Here is a 21,934-nt window from a genome sequence, read left to right on the forward strand (position 1 = left end):
GACATACGTTGAGCAGACCGAGCACACATCCTCCCCCCCCCCCCCCCCGCCCCCCCCCCCCCCCCCCCCCCACCCCCCCCCCCCCCCCCCCCCCCCCCCCCCCGCCTCCGTACGCCGTTCGGGGCCGGTCAGCGGATGGGGCGGTGCACGTTCTCCCTGGCCGACGGGCCGGGGGTGGCGTCGGCGATCCAGGCGCCGTCGCCGCTGGGGTCGATGATGCCCTCCTCCAGCCAGGTGTACGTGCCGGACAGCACGCCCTTGACGACCGTGCGGTCGAGGTCGTCGGTGTTCGTCCAGAGCCGGCCGAACAGCTCCTCCACGCGGATGCGGGACTGGCGGCAGAAGGCGTCCGCCAGCTGGTACGCCTCGCGGCCGTGGTCGCCGGTGGAGCGCAGCAGCTCCGCGCGTACGCAGGCGGCGCTCATCGCGAACAGCTCCGCGCCGATGTCGACGATCCGGCCGAGGAAGCCCTGCTTGGTCTCCATGCGGCCCTGCCACCGGGACATGGCGTAGAAGGTGGACCGGGCCAGCTTCCGGGAGGTGCGTTCGACGTAGCGGAGGTGGGCGGACAGGTCGGTGTGACCGGCGGGGTGGAAGTCCCCGTACGCGCGCGGCAGCTGGCCCGGTCCGGCGACGAGCTTCGGCAGCCAGCGGGCGTAGAAGACGCCGGCCTGGGCGCCCGCCCTCGCCTTGTCGCCGAAGGTCTTGTCGGGGTCGATGATGTCGCCGGCGACCGCGAGGTGGGCGTCGACGGCCTCACGGGCGATCAGCAGGTGCATGATCTCGGTGGAGCCCTCGAAGATGCGGTTGATCCGCAGGTCGCGCAGGAGCTGTTCGGCGGGGACGGCGCGCTCGCCGCGGGCGGCGAGGGACTCGGCGGTCTCGTATCCGCGGCCGCCGCGGATCTGGACGAGTTCGTCGGCGATGAGCCAGGCCATCTCGGAGCCGTAGAGCTTGGCGAGGGCGGCTTCGATGCGGATGTCGTTGCGGTCCTCGTCGGCCATCTGACTGGAGAGGTCGACGACGGCTTCGAGGGCGAAGGTGGTGGCGGCGATGAAGGAGATCTTCGCGCCGACGGCCTCGTGGTGGGCGACGGGCTTGCCCCACTGTTCGCGGACGGAGGTCCATTCGCGGGCGATCTTCAGGCACCACTTGCCGGCGCCGACGCACATGGCGGGCAGGGACAGGCGTCCGGTGTTGAGCGTGGTGAGCGCGATCTTCAGGCCGGCGCCCTCGGGGCCGATGCGGTTGGCGGCGGGGACGCGTACCCGGTGGAAGCGGGTGACGCCGTTCTCCAGGCCGCGCAGGCCCATGAAGGAGTTGCGGTTCTCGACGGTGACGCCGTCCGAGCCGGCCTCGACGATGAACGCGGTGATGCCGCCCTTGTGGCCCTCGGACTTCGGTACGCGGGCCATGACGACCATCAGGTCGGCGACGACGCCGTTGGTGGTCCACAGCTTGACGCCGTCGATGACGTACGCGTCACCGTCCGGGACGGCGGTGGTGGCGAGGCGCGCGGGGTCGGACCCGACGTCGGGCTCGGTGAGGAGGAAGGCGGAGATGTCGGTGCGGGCGAGGCGCGGGAGGTAGGTCTCCTTCTGCTCGGGGGTGCCGAACTGCTTGAGCGGCTGCGGCAGGCCGATCGACTGGTGGGCGGAGAGCAGGGCGCCGACGGCCGGGCTGACGGAGCCGACCAGGGCGAGGGCCTTGTTGTAGTACACCTGGGTGAGGCCGAGGCCGCCGTACTTGGTGTCGATCTTCATCCCGAGCGCGCCGAGCTCCTTGAGGCCGTCGATGACGGCGTCGGGGATGCGCGCCTCGCGCTCGATCAGGGCGCCGTCGATCTTCGTCTCGCAGAAGTCCCGCAGTTTGGCCAGAAACTCCTCGCCCCGCTGGGCCTGTTCGGTGGCGGGCATCGGATGCGGGTGGATGAGGTCGAGCCGGAAGCGGCCGAGGAACAGTTCCTTGGCGAAACTGGGTTTGCGCCAGTCCTGTTCACGGGCGGCCTCGGCGACCTGACGGGCTTCGCGCTCGGAGACCTTGGGCTGGTGGTGGGGGCCGGACATGGTGGGCTCACCTCGCCGCGTTCGGGGGCGGCCGGCCGGTGGTCCCGCCGACCGGTGTCACTCGACCGTATTACCCGATGACGGCGAGTACGAAAAGGCGGCCGGGCCCCCGCACAGCGCGTTCCCGAAATTGGCCTCTGACCTGCGGTGTTGCCCTGACCTGCGGATCTGCCGGACGGATCTTCCCGCATCTTCACTCGTTCGACCGCATCCAACCGCGTACGCCGCCCCTCGTGTTCCCGTGGGAACAGACCTGGGAACAGGCCGCCGAAGCTGGCCGGGAACCAGCGCCCCGAGGGTGGGCGACAGAAAGGGCCCGGCGGCCGGCCACCGGGCCCTCGTACATCCCGTCATCTGCCTGCGGAGCAAGGAACGGGACGCTCCCGCCCAGACCTCTCCAGGTCGCCGGCGAGCACGGACACTTCTCGGACCTTGGCCGATTCGCGCGACAGACACCAGGTCGTGTCTCCCGCAACAGTCGCCGAATGTCAATCCTTCAACTTTTCACCCGTTCGAGCTAACCGCCACCGGTCTTGACCAGCGCCGCCGGCCGTCGGGGCAGTGGCCCCGGCCGGTCAGGCGGCGTGTACCCGGTCCACCAGGTGCCGGAGCCGGTCGTCCAGGAGCGCGGTCGCGTCGCCGCCGCTGATGCCGTCCAGCGCGCCCATGGCCGTCACGATGACGTCGCCGAGTTCCTGCTCCACGTCCTCCCACGTGTGCGCCGCGCCCGGCTCGTGGCCGCGCGGGTTCGCCCCGAGCGCGCCGAGGACCGTGATCGCGACCCGGCCCATGTCCTGGCTGATCTCCAGGACGCGCAGCAACCGGGCATCACCGGCCGGCGCCTCGGCGGCGTCCGCCTCCTCGCGGGCCCCGAACCGGGAGGCGAGCACCTTGCCGCCGTCCGCGCTGATGGTGTCCAGGGCGACCATCGCCGTAACGATGACGTCGGACAGCTCCTTCCGCACGTCCGCCCACGTGTGAGACGCCCCCTTCCGGGGGTTGGCGCCGAGTGCGCCATGTACCGCCTCCGCGACCTCCCCCAGCTCCTCGGAAATCTTGATCACGCGCAGCAGCCGGGCGTCATCCACCGTGGACGGGGCGGCCTCCGCGTCCAACCACACCCGCAGCCGCTCCACGTGGTGCCATGTCTCGCCGTTCAACTCGTCCTCCGCTCCCGCCCGCTACCCGGACGAACCGGCGTGGCCTCAACCCGGCCCCACCAGCGCATCTCTGTGCTGTTCAACTCTCTCCGCCGGCACGGGAGCGCGCGGGGGCTTGAACCTGTTCGGCGGATACGGACTCGCTGATCCGCTCCCTGCATCGCTCGGCGCCGTGAGAGTGCTCCGGTGTTCCCACCGTGTTCCCAAGGGTGCACAGGAACGGGGCGACATCCCCACCATCCCAGCAGGTCGGCGCCCGAATGAACAGAGACGGCCGGAGCCCCCGCACAGTGGGCTCCGGCCGCCGGTCTGGGCCGTACGAGTGGTGCGCCGTTACAGGGCGAGGCCCGTGAGGACCAGCACGCGCTCGTAGGTGTAGTCGTCCATCGCGTACCGGACGCCCTCGCGGCCGACGCCGGACTGCTTGGCGCCGCCGTACGGCATCTGGTCGGCGCGGTAGGACGGGACGTCGCCGATGATCACGCCGCCGACCTCGAGGGCACGGTGGGCGCGGAAGGCGGTCCGGAGGTCGTGGGTGAACACGCCCGCCTGGAGGCCGAACCTGGAGTCGTTGACCTTGGCGAAGGCTTCCTTCTCGCCGTCGACCTTGTGCAGGGTGAGGACCGGGCCGAAGACCTCCTCGCAGGCGAGGGTGGTGTCGGCGGGGAGGTCCTCCAGGACGGTGGGCGCGTAGGTGGCGCCGTCGCGCTTGCCGCCGGTGAGCAGCTTCGCGCCGGCCGCGACGGCCTCGTCGACCCATGCCTCGACGCGCTTGGCGGCGTCCTCGCTGACCAGGGGGCCGACGTCGGTGGTGTCGTCGGACGGGTCGCCGGTGCCCTGTGCCGCGACGGCGGCGGTCACCTTGGCGACCAGGCGGTCGTAGACGGAGGCGTCGGCGATGACCCGCTGCACCGAGATGCAGGACTGGCCGCCCTGGTAGTTGGAGAAGGTGGCGATGCGGGTCGCGGCCCAGTCCAGGTCCTCCTCGGAGGACCAGTCGCCGAGGACGACGGCGGCGGCGTTGCCGCCCAGCTCCAGGGTGCAGTGCTTGTGCGGTACGGACTCCTGGATGGCGTAGCCGACCTTGTCGGAGCCGGTGAAGGAGATGACCGGCAGGCGCTCGTCCTTGACCAGGGCCGGCATGCGGTCGTTGGTGACCGGCAGGATCGACCAGGAGCCGGCCGGCAGGTCGGTCTCGGCGAGCAGCTCGCCCAGGATGAGACCGGACAGCGGCGTGGCCGGGGCGGGCTTGAGGATGATCGGGGCGCCGACGGCGATGGCCGGGGCGACCTTGTGGGCGCACAGGTTCAGCGGGAAGTTGAACGGCGCGATGCCGAGGACGACGCCCTTGGGGAAGCGGCGGGTCAGGCCCAGTCGGCCGGTGCCGCCGGCGTCGGTGTCGAGGCGCTGGGCGTCACCGCCGTTGAAGCGGCGGGCCTCCTCGGCGGCGAAGCGGAAGACGGAGACGGCACGGCCGACCTCGCCGCGGGCCCACTTGATGGGCTTGCCGTTCTCGGCGGAGATCAGCTGGGCGATCTCCTCGGTGCGCTCGGCGAGCCGCTTCGACACGTGGTCGAGGGCGGCGGCGCGGACGTGGGCCGGGGTGGCCGCGAACTCGTCGGTCACCGCGTGGGCGGCGGCCACGGCCTCTTCGACCTGGGCCTCGGTGGGCACGCTCACCCGGCCGACGGTGCGGCCGTCCCAGGGGGAGGTGACGTCGAAGGTGGTCTCGCCGGTGGCCTGGCGGCCGGCCAGCCAGAAGGCGGTGGCAGTCATGAGTGGATCCGGCCCTTTCGAAGCTGTGCGGGGTGGGGGGTTCCTCTGCTCACACGTTAGGGCCGGGGAAGCGCGCGGTCGCTTGTCCGGGATGGAGTGGTGCCGGGTGTCAGTTTCGCCGTTCCGTACTGACGATGAGGCACACCCCGGCCACGACGACGGCACCGCCGAGGGCGATCGGCCAGGTCACGGCTTCGCCGAGGATCAGGGCACCGAGGGCGACGGCGACGACGGGGTTGACGTAGGCGTATGTGGCGACGAGGGAGAGCGGGGCGGTCTGCAGGAGCCAGGCGTAGGCGGTGAAGGCGAGCAGGGAGCCGAAGAGGACGAGGTAGCCGAAGGCGGTCCAGGACCGGGTGGAGAAGTCGGTGACGTCCAGGCCGTGGTGTTCGCCGCGGAGCAGCCCGGCCAGGAGGCAGCCGAGGCCGCCGGCGATCATCTCGTACGCGCTGGCCGTGAAGGGGTTGGCGGGCATGGGAATGCGGGACGCGGAGAAGGACCCGGACGACCACAGGAGCGAGGCTACGATGACGGTGACGACGCCGCCGATCCGCACCTCGCCGCTGAGGCCGGGGAGGGTGAGGACGGCGAGCCCGGCGAGGCCGAGGAGGACGCCGGTGTACGCGGCGGCGCCGGGGCGCTCGCCGAACGCCGTCCGCAGCAGGACGACCCAGGCGGGGACGACCGCGACGAGCAGGGCGGCGAGGCCGGAGGGGACGGAGGTCTCGGCGAGGACGACGAGTCCGTTGCCCCCGAGGAGCAGGAACAGTCCCACCAGGGCGGCGGAGGCGAGTTGCCGGCGGCCGACCCTGAGCACGCCGATGCCCTTCCGCCAGGCCAGCAGGGCGGCGAGGAGCACCCCGGCGAGGACGAACCTGCCACCGGCGGAGAGGAAGGGCGGCATGGTCTCGACGACGACGCGGATGCCGAGGTAGGTGGATCCCCACACCACGTACACGATGGCCAGCGCGGCCCAGACCGGGCCGGGGATGCGGCGTGCGGGCCTCCCGGTGAGACCGGTGAGGGGGGTGGTGGTGGGGGCCGGATCGGTGGCGCGTCTTGTCATGTACCGGAGACTATGGAGCCGCCGGGCGGTACGGCAAGATTCCTGCCCGGCATCGGGCAGGACCAGGGTGGTTGTCAGCGGTTTTGCGACATGGTGGTGGGGCCGGAGGTGTGGGGGTCCCCGGCCGGGCCCGCGTCGGCCCGCCCCGCCGGGCGGCAGCGGTCCGCGCCGGGCGCGGAGAGGCGGGTGTGGCCTGGGCCGGGGCCGGAGCACGCCCGGAGACGGGCGGGGCCCGCCGCCGGGCCGGGGCCGGCGCGTCAGGGTGTGGGGGCGCCGCCGGTGGCCTTGAGGGCGAGCCACAGCTCCATCCGGACGTCCGGGTCGTCCAGCGAGCGGCCCAGGATCTCCTCGACGCGGCGCATCCGGTACCGCAGCGTGTGCCGGTGGACGCCCAGGTCGGCCGCCGCCGCGTCCCACTGGCCGTGGCGGGACAGCCAGGCGCGCAGGGAGGCGACCAGGTCGCCGCGGCCGGTCGCGTCGTGTTCGTACAGGGCCCGGAGCATGCCGTCGGCGAAGGCGCGCACGGCGTCGTCCGCGAGGAGGGGCAGCACGGAGCCGGCCGCCAGGTCCTCGTGCTCGACCAGGGCGCGGCCACGCCGGCGGGCCACCGACAGGGCCTGCTCGGCCTGCTTGTACGCGGCGGCCACCGCTATCGGGCCGGTCGGGGCCGAGAGCCCGATCACGACCCCGGCCTCCTCCGCCTCCTTCTCGGCGTACGCCCCGCAGGCGCCGGCCACCGCGCCCCCGTCCCCGGCCAGCACCACCAGCCGCTCGTCGCCCTCCGGCACCGTGAGTACGGCCTCGGCGGTGCGGGCGGCCGCCGCTTCCAGCGACTCGGCGAGCGCGGACAGCGGCGCCTCGGCGGCCGGGTCGCGCTCGGCCGTGGCCGGCTCCGCGATCAGCAGCCGGAACGGGGCGTCGAGCAGGCCCCCGTACAGGTCGCCCGCCACCGTCCGGGCGTGGTCGGGCTGCCCGGCCAGCATCATGCGCAGCACCGCCACACCGAGCCGCTGCTCGGCCGCCTGGAGGGAGCGGGACCGCTCGGTGGTGAGCGTCAGCAGGGCGATGGCCGAGTGGACGGCGTAACGTTCCGCCGTCCCGAGGGGCGCGCCCGTGCCGACCGCCAGGGCGCCGCGCACCCGACGCCCGCTGCCCAGCGACTGGAGCTCGACCCGGTCGTCGGTGCCGCCGACCACGGCGCTCGCGGGCGCCGACCGCTCCCGCAGCCGCTGCACGTCGGGGGTGAGCCGCGCCGCGCGGCGGGCCGCCCACTCGGGCGCCGCGGCCAGCACGGCGCCGGACGCGTCGTACAGCGCGGCCCAGCCGTCGACGTGGCCGGCCAGCCGGGCGACCACCGCGGCCGGGCCCTCGGCGAGGGCCGCCCGCGTCATCTCCCGCTGGGCCTCGAACCCGGCCGTCACCGCCCGGTACTGGTCAGCCGCCAGGGCCGCCGACACCGCCTTGGAGATGGCGAGGAACGGGGTGCGGCGCGGTACCTCCAGCAGCGGCAGGCCCTCGTCCCGGGCGGCGTCCACGAGAGCCTGCGGGATCTCGTCGTAGTTGACGCCGACGGCGAAGCCCAGCCCGACGACACCGGCTCCGGACAGCCGCTTGACGTAGCGGCGCATGGCTTCCGGGTTCTCGGCGTCGAGCTTCATGGCGGTGACCATGAGCAGCTCGCCGCCCTCCATATAGGGGACGGGGTCGGCGAGCTCGCTGACGTGCGCCCAGCGCACGGGTGTGTCGAGACGGTCCTCCCCGGCGCGGACGGTGAGCTTCAGCGCCGAGTGCTGGACGAGCGAGGCGAGCGTGAGCGGCATGGCGAGACCGTCGGACTTTCGGGAGGTGAGGCACGGAGGGTTTTTCGCCGTCCCGTATGAACGACACCCTTCAATTCTGCCAGGGTGGCATGTCGCTTCAGGTCCGCAGGTCGACCAGGAGCGGGGGAACGTGCTCCCCGCGTACCCCCGTCAGGGACAGTACGGCATGCCCGGGGGGCACGGCGTGCGCCAGGTCGGAGGCGGACCAGCGCTGCCGCTCGACCTCCCGCACGGTGACCGCCTCGGCCGTCGCCGCCTTGCCGGTGACCAGGCGGCGGAGGAAGTGGAGCGCCTTGGTGAGCGGCTCGTCGGAGATGATCTGCCGGTTGGTCACGTCCCGTGTCTGCACCCATTCGGTGCCCCAGGTCTCGGCGAACCGCCCGCCGTCCCAGGGCGCGATCCCCGCGAACGCCATCCTGCACCCCACCGCGCCCAGGAGCGGGCCGCGCAGCGCCTCGGGCACGTCCTCCAGGGTCCGCAGCGCCAGGACGACGCCCGCGTGGGCCGAACGCAGCCGCTGGACGGCGCGCACGGAGTCGGCGGTGACCGTGTACGTGGCGTCGTCCAGCACCAGGCAGGCGAACAGGGACCGGTCCGCCCGGCCCAGCGCCGCCTCGGTGAACTGGGCCAGCAGCAGCCGGGCGACGATCCGGGACGCCTCGGCGTGCCCGCGCTCAGGCAGGTCGACGCGGACGCGCAGCGGGTGCTCGATGGCGCGCAGCGAGAAGCGGCGCCCTTCGGTGTCGGTGCGGAAGAACCGCGCGAACGCGGGCCGGTCGAGGAACGCGATCCGCTCCGCCAGCAGCACCCCGATGTCGTCGCCGCGCTCGGCCTGCCGCTCCCGCGCGTCCAGCTCGCGCAGCTGCGCCGGGTCGCCGGCCACCGCGGCGCGCAGCTCGGCCAGCGCCCCCGGCGCCCCGCCGAGCAGCTCGCGCAGCTCCGGTACGGCGGGGAAGTGGCCGTGCGCGGCGCGGTAGGGGCCGATGAGCTGGGCCAGCGCGGTGGCGGCGCGGCGGCTGTCGGGGACGAGGTCGCCGACGAGCGCCTCGGCGAGCATCCGGGCGGCCTCGTCGGGGTCGTCGGCGCCGCCGTAGAGGTCGAGGTCGTGGGTGGAGTCGGGGCGGCCGACGGAGACGACGAGGTCGAACGCCTGGTCGGGGGCGAGGGCGGTGCCGTGGGCGGTCACCGCGACGACGGCGGCGCGGTTGGCGAGCGCCTGGAGGCACAGGGACTCCACGACCGGGCGGATCAGCCGGACCGTCTTCCCGGAGCCGGCGGGCCCGACGGCGAGGAGCGAGGTGCCGAGCACGGCGGGCTCCAAGGCGACGCCGGTCGTCCGGCGGCCGTAGGGGTTGCGGGGGTGGTCGGCCGCGGTGCCGATCCGTACCTGGGCGGTGGCCAGGTCGTGCGCGGCGGTCCGCACTGGCAGGTCGCGCACGCCCGAGGGGTGCGCGCAGGCGGCGGGTCCGTGGGCGCGCACGGCGTCGGTGAACGCGGCGAGCCGGTCGGGGTGGGTCCGTACGCCCTGCCAGGCCCGCCGGATGCGGGCGTAGTCCACGTCGCGCAGCGCCCCGGACCTGGTGGCCTCGGCCAGCCGGGCCGCCGCGTCGGTGAGCCCGGCGTCGCGCAGGTCGGGCCAGTCGACGGGGTCGGCGTCCGGGGGCGGCGGCGGGGGCGGGGCGTCCTTCTTCCTGGCGTAGCGGCGCCAGATCTCGGGGATGTGCCCGACCCGGGCGAAGAACACCAGCAGGCCGCCGCCGACGACGGCGTAGTAGACGTAGCTGGCGGTGGCCCAGGTGCCGGGTTCCGAGCGCCACTCGTCGGGGGTGAGCACGAGCAGCGGCCACAGCCAGTAGTAGCCCAGGTACCCGTTCCACAGCAGGGACCACAGGAGCCACCCGCTGAGCAGGGCGATCATCGCGCCGGCGAACAGCCGCCGGGCGGGCACCACCTCCGGCTCCTCCGCCGGGCGAGGCCGGTGCCCGAACCGCCACACGCCGGGCTCGGCGGGCGGGCGGGGGGTGCGCAGCCACTGGACGGTGCCGCCGCCGGCGGGCGCCGGGGCGTGCCGGGGCGGAGGCGGCACGGGCGGTTTCGCCACGTGGCCGCGCCGTGCCTCGTACGTACCGTCGGTGTCCATGAAGCCCTGCCCCCTGACCAGCCAGGTCCCGCGCGTCTGTGCCCCGTCAATCTAGCCGCCCGGGCCGGGCGGTTCACCGACCTGTGGACAACTGCGGGGCGGCGGGTGTCCGGGGCGTGCGGGGCCGCTATGTCCGTCCCGGACAAGGACACGGCCCCGACCACTCCCGAACGGAGCATGCCCGCGGCCCCCCACCCCGCCTAGCCTGCGGAAGAAAGAGAAGCAGCGTCCGAAAGACCCCACCCCAGGAGCCCCGCATGACCGAAATCCCGCAGGAGCGCCGCGTCGTCACCGCCATCCCCGGCCCGAAGTCGCAGGAGCTTCAGGCCCGCCGCCTGTCCGCGGTCGCGGGCGGCGTGGGCTCCGTGCTGCCGGTCTTCACGACCCGTGCCGGTGGCGGCGTGATCGAGGACGTCGACGGCAACCGCCTGATCGACTTCGGTTCCGGCATCGCCGTGACCTCCGTGGGCGCCTCCGCCGAGGCCGTCGTGCGCCGGGCGAGCGCCCAGCTGGAGCAGTTCACGCACACCTGTTTCATGGTCACGCCGTACGAGGGGTACGTCGAGGTCTGCGAGGCGCTCGCCGAGCTCACCCCGGGCGACCACGCCAAGAAGTCCGCGCTGTTCAACAGCGGTGCCGAGGCCGTCGAGAACGCGGTCAAGATCGCCCGCTCGTACACCAAGCGCCAGGCCGTCGTGGTCTTCGACCACGGCTACCACGGCCGTACGAACCTCACGATGGCGCTGACCGCCAAGAACATGCCGTACAAGCACGGCTTCGGCCCGTTCGCGCCCGAGGTCTACCGCGTTCCGGTCGCGTACGGCTACCGCTGGCCGACCGGCGCCGAGAACTGCGGCCCCGAGGCCGCCGCGCAGGCGATCGACCAGATCACCAAGCAGATCGGCGCCGAGAACGTCGCCGCGATCATCATCGAGCCGGTGCTGGGCGAGGGTGGCTTCATCGAGCCGGCCAAGGGCTTCCTGCCGGCCATCGTGAAGTTCGCCAACGACAACGGCATCGTCTTCGTCGCCGACGAGATCCAGTCCGGCTTCTGCCGGACCGGCCAGTGGTTCGCCTGTGAGGACGAGGGCGTCGTCCCGGACCTGATCACCACCGCCAAGGGCATCGCGGGCGGTCTGCCGCTCGCCGCCGTGACCGGCCGCGCCGAGATCATGGACTCCGTGCACGGCGGTGGCCTGGGCGGCACCTACGGCGGCAACCCGGTGGCCTGCGCCGGTGCGCTCGGCGCCATCGAGACGATGAAGGAGCTCGACCTCAACGGCAAGGCCAAGCGCATCGAGGAGGTCATGAAGGGCCGCCTCGCCGCCATGCAGGAGAAGTACGAGATCATCGGCGACATCCGCGGCCGCGGCGCCATGATCGCGATCGAGCTGGTGAAGGACCCGGCGACCAAGGAGCCGCACCCGGAGGCCGCCGGCGCGCTCGCCAAGGCCTGCCACGCCGAGGGCCTGCTGGTCCTGACCTGTGGCACCTACGGCAACGTGCTGCGCTTCCTGCCGCCGCTGGTGATCGGCGAGGACCTGCTGAACGAGGGCCTCGACATCATCGAGAGCGCGTTCGCCGGCGTGTGACGCCCGGCGACCGGTTGTGAAGAAGCCGTGGGGGGCCGATGGCGGGATGGAGATCCGCCTGTCGGCCCCCCGTTCTCTGCCGTACGGTTTCTGCAGATGAGAGAAACACCCCGTCCGCAGGGAACCGCGGACGGCTCCGGGACGGAGCCTCCCCAGCCTCGTCCTGGTCGTGCCTTCGCGCACACCACTGGAGCCTTCGGCTCCGGTTTTCCTCACCGATCGGACAGTCGCCCGCCCCACACCCCCCGGGGCGCGCGGCACACCGGTCCAGCCGGCCGCCCCGGAACCACCCCCCCTGTTCCGGGGCGGCCGGCTCTTCTCCTGGCCCTGACCGTGATGCTGCCGGTCGTCTTCGGGCTGATCACCTGGCAGGTCGTGGCCCACGGCCCGCTCGCCCGGCTGGACGAACGCGCGAGCCGCGCGCTGGCCGGCCGGGGCCCCGAGCCGCTGACCGAGCTCCTCGCCGATCTGGGCAACACGCAGGTCGCCCTCCCCGTCCTGGCCGCCGCGGCGGCGTACGCGGTGTGGCGCGGCCGCCGGGTCCAGGCGCTGTACGCGGCGCTCGCCATGGCGCTGGTACCGGCGGTGGTCGTGCCCCTGAAACTGCTCGTGGACCGGGTCGGTCCGCTCACCGCGGAGTCCGGTTACTACCCGTCGGGGCACACCGCGACCGCGCTGGTCGCGTACGGCGGCGCGGCGCTGCTGGTCCACCGGCGCCTGGTGCCCGTCGCCGTGCTGCTGACGGTGGCGACGGGCACCGGGCTGGTGCTGCGGGGCTACCACTGGCCGCTGGACGTGGTGGCCAGCGTGTGTCTGTTCACCCTCCTCCGGGTCGTCCCCCGCCGGTTCAGCCCCATCCGTAGGCGTCGAAGTTCCGGGAGAACTCCCCGCCGTTGAACCGGTCCCAGTTGACCGACCAGGTCATCAGACCGCGCAGCCCGGGCCAGGCGCCGTGCGTCCGGTACGTGCCGCAGTTCACCGTCCGCGTCAGGCAGTCGAGCGCCTTGTTCACCTCGGCCGGCGCGGTGTGGCCGTTGCCCGCCTGCGAGGAGGCCGGCAGGCCGATGGCGACCTGCTCGGGGCGCAGCGGCGGGAAGAACCGCGCCGCGTCGCCCGCCACCGGGAAGCCGGTGAGGAGCATGTCCGTCATGGCGATGTGGAAGTCGGCGGTGCCCATGGAGTGGTACTGGTTGTCCAGGCCCATGATCGGACCGGAGTTGTAGTCCTGGACGTGCAGCAGGGTGAGGTCGTCGCGCAGGGCGTGGATGACGGGCAGGTAGGCGCCGGCGCGCGGATCCTGGCCGCCCCAGGGGCCGGAGCCGTAGAACTGGTACCCCAGCTGGACGAAGAAGGTCTCGGGGGCCATGGTGAGCACGAATCCGGGGCCGTACCTGGCCTTCAGCGTCTTCAGTGCCGAGATCAGGTTGACGACGACCGGGCTGGTCGGGTTGCGGAAGTCCGTGTCACCGGTGTTCAGGGACAGCGAGTGGCCCTCGAAGTCGATGTCGAGGCCGTCGAGGCCGTACTCGTCGATGATCCGGGAGACCGACGAGACGAAGGTGTCGCGGGCCGCGGTGGTGGAGAGCTGCACCTGGCCGTTCTGGCCGCCTATGGAGATCAGCACCTTCTTGCCCGCCGCCTGCTTGGCCCTGATGGCGGCCTTGAAGTCGGTGACCGACTCGACGTTCGGGCACTCGGTCGCCGGGCAGAGGCGGAAGCGGATGTCGCCGGAGGTGCCGGAGGTCGGTTCGCCGAAGGCGAGGTTGATGACGTCCCAGGAGTCGGGGACGTCGGCCATCCGCGTGTAACCGGAGCCGTTGGCGAAGCTCGCGTGGAGGTAGCCCACGAGGGCGTGGGCGGGCAGGCCGCCGTCCGGCTGCCCGCCGCCGGGAGGCGTGGTCACGGTCACGGGTGCCGACTTGGCGGACTCACCGGCGGTGTTCACGGCGGTGACCTGGAAGGTGTACGAGGTGGCCGGCGCGAGACCGGTGACGGTCGCCGAGGGGCCGGTCGCCGTCAGGAGCCGGGTCCCGCCCCGGTAGACGTGGTAGGAGGTCGCGCCGGTGACGGGCGACCAGGTGAGCGGCACGGTGGTCGAGGTGGCCTGCCCGGCGGTCAGCCCGGCGGGAGCGGCCGGCACCTGGACGGGGTCGCCGCCCGGGCCCAGCAGGGAGATGTCGTCGGCGTGGTAGGCGCCGGTGCCGTACCAGCCGTGGGTGTGGAGGGTGACGGTCCGGGTGGCGGCACCGGTGCGGAAGGTGGTGGTCAGGCGCTGCCAGTCGGGGGCGGACTGGGCCCAGGTGGAGACGTCGGTGGTGCCGGTGCCGGTCGCGCCGAGGTGGACGTAACCGCCGCGCACCCAGCCGCTCAGGGTGTACGTGGAGTCCGGCCGCACCGCGACGGTCTGGGCGCACCTGGCGTTGTCGCTGCCCGCCGGGGTGGCCTGGAGGGCCTTGGTGCCGCCGTGCACGGGCGCGGTGACGACCGTCCCGCTGCCCGCCGAGCAACTCCAGCCGTCCAGGCCCGCCTCGAAGCCGCCGTTGCGCGCGAGGTCGGCGTCGGCGGCGTGCGCGGCGGAGGTGACGCCGCCGAGGGTGAGCAGGGCCGCGACGGCGACGGCGAGGGGTCTGAGGGAGGTGCGGTCCACAACTGCCTCCGGGAGTGGGGGAATCGGGGTGGAGCGCCGCACAACCTGGTCCAGACCAATCAGGTTGTCAAGACCTCTGACACCCCGCGCCCGCCGCACCCGGCCCGGCGGTCAGGGCTCCTGACGTTCCGCCAGGCGGGCAGCCGCCCGGGCCGGGCCGGTCGACGAGCCGGCACAGGACGTCGAGCGCGGGGCGGCCGAGCCGGGCCGGGACGATGAGCACGTCCCCGTGCCAGCGGGCAGGAGCGCGACCCCGAGGGGGTTGCGCTCCCACTCCCACCGGCAGGCCCCGGGATCCGGCGCCACCGCTGCCAGCCACTCCACCGCCGCCTTGGCCCCCGCACCCGTCATCGCCCGCTGCCTCCGTGTCCGTGTGTCACCGCCCCGGCGGGGCAGTGCGTGCACACGGGGAAGCGGGGGTCCGCCGGGATCATGACGCGGCACACGGCACCGGCCTGGTGGTGAAGGGGGCCGGTGGGGGCGCGCACCCGGCGCGAAAGGACAGTGGTCAGCTGTCGAAGCCGAGCCCGAGCCGGTCCATGGCCTTCAGCCACAGGTTCCGCCGCCCCCCGTTGGCGTCGGCCCGGGCCAGCGACCACTTGGTCAGCCCGATGCCCGCCCAGGCGATCGGCTCCGGCGGGAACGGCAGCGGCTTGGTGCGCACCATCTCCAGCTCCGTGCGCTCGGTCCGCTCCCCCGACAGCAGGTCGAGCATCACGTCCGCGCCGAACCGCGTCGCCCCCACGCCGAGGCCGGTGAAGCCCGCCGCGTAGGCGACGCGCCCCCCGTGCGCGGTGCCGAAGAACGCCGAGAACCGGGAGCAGGTGTCGATGGCGCCGCCCCAGGCGTGGCTGAACCGCAGGCCCTCCAACTGCGGGAAGCAGCGGAAGAAGTGCTCGGCGAGCTTGAGGTACGTCTCCGGACGGTCGTCGCGTTCGGCGCTGACCCGTCCGCCGAACGGGTAGACCGCGTCGTAACCGCCCCACAGGACGCGATTGTCGGCGGAGAGCCGGAAGTAGTGGAACTGGTTCGCGCTGTCCCCGAGGCCCTGCCGGTTCTTCCAGCCGATGGAGGCCCGTTGCGCGTCCGTGAGCGGCTCGGTCATCAGGGCGTAGTCGTACACGGGAACCGTGTAGGCGCGTACGCGCCTGACCAGCGACGGGAAGACGTTGGTGCCGAGGGCGACCTGCCGGGCGAAGACCCGCCCGTAGGGCGTGCGTACGGCCATGCCGGCCCCCGCGCGGGCGAGTTCCAGGCCCCGGGTGTTCTCGTACACGCGGACGCCGAGGCCGGCGCAGGCCCGCTTGAGGCCCCAGGCCAGCTTGGCCGGGTGCAGCATGGCGACGCCGTGCCGGTCCCACAGGCCGCCCAGGAAGGTGGGCGAGTCGACCTGGGCGCGTACCGCGTTCCGGTCCAGCAGCTCCAGGCCGCCGGCGAGGCCGAGGCGGTCGGCCTCCTCGTACATCCCGGCCAGTTCGGCCATCTGATGGGGCTCGGTGGCCACGTCGATCTCGCCGGTGCGCTCGAAGTCGCAGTCGATGCCGTACGCGGAGACGGCCGCCTCGATGGCGTCGAGGTTGGCGAGCCCCAGCTCTTCGAGGGTGGCGAGCTCACCCGGCCAGCGGGCGAGGCCGTTGCCGAAGCCGTGGGTGAGGGAGGCGGCGCAGAAGCCCCCGTTGCGGCCGGAGGCGGCCCAGCCCGCCTCCCGGCCCTCGATGAGGACGACGTCCCGCGCGGGGTCCCGCTCCTTGGCGAGGAGCGCGGTCCACAGGCCGCTGTAGCCGCCGCCCACGACCAGCAGGTCGCAGTGCTCGGTGCCGGTGAGGGCGGGCAGCGGGGCGGGCCTGCCGGGGTCTTCCAGCCAGAAGGGGACGGGCCGGGCGTCCGAGAGCGATCGTGCGGCACTACGCATGGCAACGGGGGCCATGGCTTCCAACTCCCTCAGGAACTCATGAGACGTCTGTGCGCTTGCGCCGGCCGGCCGCGACCTGGCCGGCCACCACCACCAGCACCGCGACGACGAACATCGCCGTACCGATGACGTTGATCTGTACGGGCGTGCCGCGCTGCGCCGAACCCCACACGAACATGGGGAAGGTCACGGTCGAGCCCGCGTTGAAGTTGGTGATGATGAAGTCGTCGAACGACAGGGCGAAGGCGAGCAGCGCGCCGGCCGCTATGCCCGGTGCGGCGATGGGCAGGGTGACCCGCAGGAAGGTCTGCGCGGGACTCGCGTACAGGTCCCTGGCGGCCTCCTCCAGGCGGGGGTCCATGGACATCACGCGCGCCTTGACCGCCGTCACCACGAAGCTCAGGCAGAACATGATGTGGGCGATGAGGACCGTCCAGAAGCCGAGCTGGACGCCCATGTTGAGGAACAGGGTGAGCAGCGACGCTGCCATGACGACCTCGGGCATCGCCATCGGCAGGAAGATCAGCGAGTTGATCGCGCCGCGTGCCCGGAAGCGGTAGCGGACGAGCGCGAAGGCGATCATCGTGCCGAGCGCGGTGGCGCCGAGCGTCGCCCAGGCGGCGATCTGGAGGGACAGCGCGAGCGAGCCGCACAGGTCGGCGACGCCGCAGGGGTCCCGCCAGGCGTCGGTGGAGAACTCGCGCCAGGAGTAGTTGAAGCGTCCCGCCGGCTTGTTGAACGAGAACACCATCACGACGACGTTCGGCAAAATCAGGTACGCGAGGGTCAGCAGACCCGCGACGACGACGAGGTTCTTGCGGAGCCGGCGCATCAGACCAGGTCCTCCGTTCCGGCCCGGCGGATGTAGACCGTGACCATGAGCAGCACGACGGCCATCAGGATGAAGGACAGCGCGGCCGCCGTCGGGTAGTCCAGCACCCGCAGGAACTGCGACTGGATGACGTTGCCGACCATCTTGGTGTCGGTCGAGCCGAGCAGTTCGGCGTTGACGTAGTCGCCGCTCGCCGGGATGAACGTCAGCAGCGTCCCCGACACGACGCCCGGCATGGACAGCGGGAAGGTCACCTTGCGGAAGGTGGTGGCGGGCGAGGCGTACAGGTCCTTCGCCGCCTCGTGCAGCCGCCCGTCGATCCGCTCCAGCGAGGTGTAGAGCGGCAGGATCATGAAGGGCAGGAAGTTGTACGTGAGGCCGCAGACCACCGCCATCGGCGTGGCCAGGACGCGGTCGCCCTGGGTCCAGCCGAGCCAGTCGGTGACGTCCAGGACGTGCAGGGCGTCCATGGCTCCGACGAGGGCGCCGCCGTCCGCGAGGATCGTCTTCCAGGCCAGCGTCCGGATGAGGAAGCTGGTGAAGAACGGGGCGACGACCAGGACCAGGAGGAGGTTGCGCCAGCGGCCCGCCCGGAAGGCGATGAGGTACGCGAGCGGGTAGCCGAGCAGCAGGCACAGGAAGGTGGCGGTCCCCGCGTACACCAGGGAGCGCACGAACTGGGGCCAGTACTCGGTGAAGGCCTCCCAGTACGTCGCGAAGTGCCAGGTGACTCGGAAGCCCTGCTCCAGGGTGCCGGTCTGCACGGAGGTGGAGGCCTGGTAGACCATCGGCAGCGCGAAGAAGACGAGCAGCCACAGGATGCCGGGCAGCAGCAGCCAGTACGGGACGAGCCGCCTGCGCGCGGCGGGCCTGCGCACCAGCGGTGGCGCTTCGGGTGCTTCCGTGATGGTCACGCTCCCTCCTCCACCTTTTCCACGCCCGCGTCGATGTCCTGGGCGGCGTCCAGGCCGAAGGTGTGTGCCGGGTTCCAGTGGAGGACGACCTCGGCGCCGGGGGCGAGCCGGGAGTCGCGTTCGATGTTCTGCTCGTAGACCTGGAGGGCGGCGCCGGCGGGGCTGTCGACGACGTACTGGGTGGAGACCCCGATGAAGGAGGTGTCGACGATCCGGCCGGTGACCCTGTTGCGCCCGTCGGCGATCGCGCCCGCGTCGTCGGCGTGGGCGAGCGTGATCTTCTCGGGGCGGACGCCGACCAGCAGCTTGCCGCCGGTCGTGGTGGGCGCGGAACACCGTTCGGCGGGCAGCCTCAGTCTGCCGCCGCCGGCCGTGACGGCGATGTCGGAGCCGGCTCCGACGACCTCGGCCTCGATGAGGTTGGACGTGCCGAGGAAGTTGGCGACGAAGGTGGTGCTGGGGTTCTCGTAGAGGTCGGCGGGCGCGCCGAGCTGCTCGACCCGGCCGCCGTTCATCACCGCGACCGTGTCGGCCATGGTCATGGCCTCCTCCTGGTCGTGGGTGACGTGCACGAAGGTGATGCCGACCTCGGTCTGGATGCGCTTGAGCTCCAGCTGCATCTGGCGGCGCAGCTTGAGGTCGAGGGCGCCGAGCGGCTCGTCGAGGAGGAGCACCCGGGGGTGGTTGATGAGCGCGCGGGCGACGGCGACGCGCTGCTGCTGGCCGCCGGAGAGCTGGTGCGGTTTGTGGCCGGCCTTGTCGCCGAGCTGGACGAGGTCGAGCATGTCGCCGACCTGCTTCTTCACCGACTTGACGCCGCGCCGGCGCAGGCCGAAGGCGACGTTCTCGTAGATGTTCAGGTGCGGGAACAGGGCGTACGACTGGAAGACGGTGTTGACCGGCCGCTTGTACGGGGGCAGGTCGGTGACGTCCTTGTCGCCGAGGAAGACGGTTCCCGTGGTGGGCTCCTCCAGGCCGGCGATCATGCGCAGGGTGGTGGTCTTGCCGCATCCGGAGGCGCCGAGGAGGGCGAAGAACGAGCCCTGCGGGACGGTCAGGTCGAGCGGGTGGACGGCGGTGAAGGAGCCGTACGTCTTGCTGATCCCGGAGAGGCGGACGTCGCCGCCGGTGTTCGTGCTGTCAGTCATGGGTTCGCGGTCCCAGGGGTTCGGAGGGGTGGACGGCGGCGTGCTCAGGCACCGATGAGCTTGGCGAACTTCTCCTCGTACGCCGTCTCTTCCTCGCTGGTGAGGGAGCGGAAGGCGCGGGACTTCGCGGCCATCGCCCGGTCCGGGAGGATCAGGGTGTTGGACGCCAGCGCGGGATCGATCCTGCTGAGTTCGTCGCGTACGCCGTCCACCGGGCAGACGTAGTTGATGTACGCGGCGAGCCGGGCGGCGTTGGGGAGCTCGTAGTAGTAGTCGATGAGCTTCTCGGCGTTGGTCTTGTGCCGGGCCTTGGCGGGGACCAGGAGGTTGTCGCTGGACGTGATGTAGCCGGCACCCGGGATCGCGAACCGGATGTCGGGGTTGTCGGCCTGGAGCTGGATGACGTCACCGGCCCAGGCCAGGCAGGCGGCGATGTCGCCCTTCGCGAGGTCGCCGGTGTAGTCGTTGCCGGTGAAGCGGCGGATCTGCTGGGTGTCGACGCCCTTCTGGAGGCGGCCGATCGCCGCGTCGAAGTCGGCGTCGGTGAACTTCCCGGGGTCCTTGCCCATGTCGATGAGGGTCATGCCGACCGAGTCGCGCATCTCGGAGAGGAACGCGACCCGTCCCTTGAGCCTGGGGTCGTCCAGGAGCTGGGTGACCGAGTCGACCTTGCGGCCGCCGGTGGCCTTGTTGTTGTACGCGATGACCGTGGAGATGCCGGTCCAGGGGTACGAGTAGGAGCGGCCCGGGTCCCAGTCGGGACGGCGGAACTGGGAGGACAGGTTCGCGTACGCGTGGGGAAGGTTGGCCGGGTCGAGCTTCTGCGCCCAGCCGAGGCGGATGATGCGGGCGGCCAGCCAGTCGGTGACGCAGATCAGGTCGCGGCCGGTGTCCTGGCCGGCGGCGAGCTGCGGTTTGATCTTGCCGAAGAACTCGACGTTGTCGTTGATGTCCTCGGTGTACGTGACCGCGATCCCGGTGCGCCTGGTGAACGCCTCCAGGGAGGGGCGGGACTTCTCGTCGTCGCCGATGTCGATGTACTGGGTCCAGTTGGAGAAACTGAGCCGCTTCTCCGAGGCCGAGAAGTCGGTGGAGGCGGGGCCGTCGCCCTCCCGCTCGGCGGGCGGGATTCCACAGGCGCCCAGACCGGCGACACCGCCGATCGTGAGCGCGCCGACGCCCGTGGCCCGCAGCATGGAACGGCGGGTGAGGGCTCCCCGGCCGTTCGTCAGGCTGCGCCGCATCGCGGCGACCTGGGCCGCGGACGGGCTGTCGGGCTCGTACTGCTCCATGCGCTGTGCCTTTCGGGTGTGGGGCGGCGGCCGCTGGTCGGGCGGACCGCTCTGGGCTATCGGTCCCCGAAGATCGTGCGGTGCCAGTCCTTGCGGGCGACCGCCGTGTTGTCGTACATCACATGCTTGACCTGCGTGTACTCCTCGAAGGAGTAGGTTGACATGTCCTTTCCGAACCCGGAGGCCTTGTAGCCGCCGTGCGGCATCTCGCTGATGATCGGGATGTGGTCGTTGACCCAGACGCAGCCGGCCTTGATCTCGCGGGTGGCGCGGCCGGCGCGGTACACGTCACGGGTCCACGCGGAGGCGGCGAGGCCGTAGGGCGTGTCGTTGGCCAGGGCCAGGCCCTCCTCGTCGCTGTCGAAGGGCAGGACGACGAGGACGGGGCCGAAGATCTCGGCCTGGACGATCTCGCTGTCCTGGGCGGCGCCGGTGATCAGGGTGGGCCGGTAGTAGGCGCCCTCGCCGCGCGGTGCCGCGCCACCGGTGACGACGGTGGCGTACCCGCGGGCGCGGTCGACGAAGGCGGCGACGCGGTCGCGCTGGGCGTGGCTGATGAGCGGGCCGAGGTCGGTGTCCTCGTCGAACGGGTCGCCGGTGCGGACGGTCGCCATCAGGTCGGCGACCTGCTCCACGAACGCCTCGTACAGCGGGCGCTGGACGTACGCGCGCGTGGCGGCGGTGCAGTCCTGGCCGGTGTTGATCAGCGCGCCGGCGACCGCGCCGTGCACCGCGGCCTCCAGGTCGGCGTCGTCGAAGACGACGAAGGGTGCCTTGCCGCCGAGTTCGAGGTGGAGACGCTTGACGGTGGAGGTGGCGATCTCGGCGACCCGCCGGCCTACGGCGGTGGAGCCGGTGAACGAGGTCATGGCGACGTCCGGGTGCCCCACGAGGTGCTCCCCCACGTCCCTGCCGGCGCCGGTGACGATGTTCACGACGCCGTCGGGGATGCCCGCGTCGGTGGCGGCCCGCGCGAACATCAGCGAGGTGAGCGGGGTGAGTTCGGCGGGCTTGAGCACGATGGTGTTGCCCGCGGCGATGGCCGGGAGGACCTTCCAGGCGGCCATCTGCAAGGGGTAGTTCCAGGGGGCGATGGACCCGATGACGCCGATCGGTTCGCGGCGGACGTACGAGGTGTGGTCACCGCTGTACTCGCCGGCCGACTGGCCCTGGAGGTGGCGCGCGGCCCCGGCGAAGAAGGCCGTGTTGTCGACGGTGCCGGGCACGTCGAACTCGCGCGTCAGTCTGATGGGCTTGCCGCACTGGAGGGACTCGGCGTGGGCGAAGTCCTCCGCGAGCTCGGCCAGCCGGGCGGCGAACCGGTGCATCGCGTCCGAGCGTTCGCCCGGTGTCGCGCCCGCCCAGCCGGGCAGCGCGTCGCGGGCGGCGGCGACGGCGTCGTCGACGTCGGCGGTGGAGGCGAGGAGGTAGTCGAGGACCTTCTCCCCGGTCGCGGGGTCGACGACGGTGTGCGCCCGGCCCGACGTGCCGGGCCGCGGTCGCCCGCCGATGTACTGCGCCCCGGCCGCGAAGCGGTCGAGTCCCTGGAAGGAGTTGCCCATGACGCTC

The 21,934-nt window shown here is 72.4% G+C and carries 15 protein-coding genes and 1 pseudogene; 2 read left to right on the top strand and 14 right to left on the bottom strand.

The annotated features are described in order from the left end of the window. Positions 1-128 precede the first annotated feature (128 nt). From AC07DW_RS22955 to AC07DW_RS22980, 6 genes are all read right to left on the bottom strand, one after another. A complete protein-coding gene (locus AC07DW_RS22955; protein WP_478859543.1) occupies positions 129-2,066 on the bottom strand; it encodes an acyl-CoA dehydrogenase family protein in 1,938 nt (645 codons plus the stop codon). Between the two features lie 575 nt (positions 2,067-2,641). Further along, positions 2,642-3,226 carry a hypothetical protein gene (locus AC07DW_RS22960; RefSeq protein WP_478859544.1) on the bottom strand — a complete coding sequence of 195 codons (585 nt, stop codon included), beginning with the start codon at positions 3,224-3,226 and terminating at the stop codon, positions 2,642-2,644. A gap of 333 nt (positions 3,227-3,559) precedes the next feature. Next, the gene (locus tag AC07DW_RS22965; RefSeq protein WP_478859545.1) at positions 3,560-5,002 is read right to left on the bottom strand and encodes an aldehyde dehydrogenase family protein; all 1,443 of its coding nucleotides are present in this window, start codon (positions 5,000-5,002) and stop codon (positions 3,560-3,562) included. Positions 5,003-5,111: 109 nt separating this feature from the next. Then, on the bottom strand, positions 5,112-6,068 hold the full coding sequence (locus AC07DW_RS22970) for an EamA family transporter (protein ID WP_478859546.1): 957 nt from the start codon (positions 6,066-6,068) through the stop codon (positions 5,112-5,114). Between the two features lie 257 nt (positions 6,069-6,325). Continuing rightward, on the bottom strand, positions 6,326-7,888 hold the full coding sequence (locus AC07DW_RS22975; protein WP_478859547.1) for a PucR family transcriptional regulator: 1,563 nt from the start codon (positions 7,886-7,888) through the stop codon (positions 6,326-6,328). Between the two features lie 97 nt (positions 7,889-7,985). After that, positions 7,986-10,028, bottom strand: coding sequence for a type IV secretory system conjugative DNA transfer family protein (locus AC07DW_RS22980; RefSeq protein ID WP_478859548.1), 2,043 nt, complete (start codon positions 10,026-10,028; stop codon positions 7,986-7,988). 257 nt (positions 10,029-10,285) lie between these two features. On the opposite strand from AC07DW_RS22980, the gene gabT reads away from it, so the two are divergent. Both gabT and AC07DW_RS22990 read left to right on the top strand, forming a co-directional pair. Beyond that, the gene (gene gabT, locus AC07DW_RS22985) at positions 10,286-11,620 is read left to right on the top strand and encodes a 4-aminobutyrate--2-oxoglutarate transaminase (RefSeq protein ID WP_478859549.1); all 1,335 of its coding nucleotides are present in this window, start codon (positions 10,286-10,288) and stop codon (positions 11,618-11,620) included. A gap of 96 nt (positions 11,621-11,716) precedes the next feature. Continuing rightward, the gene (locus AC07DW_RS22990; RefSeq protein WP_478859550.1) at positions 11,717-12,517 is read left to right on the top strand and encodes a phosphatase PAP2 family protein; all 801 of its coding nucleotides are present in this window, start codon (positions 11,717-11,719) and stop codon (positions 12,515-12,517) included. Here AC07DW_RS22990 and AC07DW_RS22995 read toward each other — a convergent pair. The 8 genes and pseudogenes from AC07DW_RS22995 to AC07DW_RS23030 all read right to left on the bottom strand — a co-directional run bounded on the left by AC07DW_RS22995 (position 12,468) and on the right by AC07DW_RS23030 (position 21,927). Further along, the gene (locus AC07DW_RS22995; protein WP_478859551.1) at positions 12,468-14,267 is read right to left on the bottom strand and encodes a chitinase; all 1,800 of its coding nucleotides are present in this window, start codon (positions 14,265-14,267) and stop codon (positions 12,468-12,470) included. The two genes, AC07DW_RS22990 and AC07DW_RS22995, sit on opposite strands and share 50 nt — an antisense overlap. A gap of 82 nt (positions 14,268-14,349) precedes the next feature. After that, positions 14,350-14,618, bottom strand: a pseudogene (locus tag AC07DW_RS23000) (hypothetical protein); the annotation flags it as partial. A gap of 157 nt (positions 14,619-14,775) precedes the next feature. Continuing rightward, positions 14,776-16,194, bottom strand: coding sequence for an NAD(P)/FAD-dependent oxidoreductase (locus tag AC07DW_RS23005; protein WP_478859552.1), 1,419 nt, complete (start codon positions 16,192-16,194; stop codon positions 14,776-14,778). 22 nt (positions 16,195-16,216) lie between these two features. After that, on the bottom strand, positions 16,217-17,011 hold the full coding sequence (locus AC07DW_RS23010; protein ID WP_478859553.1) for an ABC transporter permease: 795 nt from the start codon (positions 17,009-17,011) through the stop codon (positions 16,217-16,219). After that, entirely contained in the window at positions 17,011-17,925 is a 915-nt protein-coding gene (locus AC07DW_RS23015) for an ABC transporter permease (RefSeq protein WP_478859554.1), read from the bottom strand. Before AC07DW_RS23015 ends, AC07DW_RS23010 begins: the two co-directional genes overlap by 1 nt. Then, positions 17,922-19,073 (bottom strand): ABC transporter ATP-binding protein, encoded by a 1,152-nt coding sequence (locus tag AC07DW_RS23020; protein ID WP_478859555.1) that lies wholly within the window; start codon positions 19,071-19,073, stop codon positions 17,922-17,924. Before AC07DW_RS23020 ends, AC07DW_RS23015 begins: the two co-directional genes overlap by 4 nt. Before the next feature lie 44 nt (positions 19,074-19,117). Continuing rightward, positions 19,118-20,365, bottom strand: a complete 1,248-nt coding sequence (locus tag AC07DW_RS23025; protein WP_478859556.1) for a polyamine ABC transporter substrate-binding protein — start codon at positions 20,363-20,365, stop codon at positions 19,118-19,120. 56 nt (positions 20,366-20,421) lie between these two features. Beyond that, positions 20,422-21,927 (bottom strand): gamma-aminobutyraldehyde dehydrogenase, encoded by a 1,506-nt coding sequence (locus AC07DW_RS23030; RefSeq protein ID WP_478859557.1) that lies wholly within the window; start codon positions 21,925-21,927, stop codon positions 20,422-20,424. Positions 21,928-21,934 lie beyond the last annotated feature (7 nt).

It is taken from the genome of Streptomyces sp. NPDC045701 (assembly GCF_056432045.1).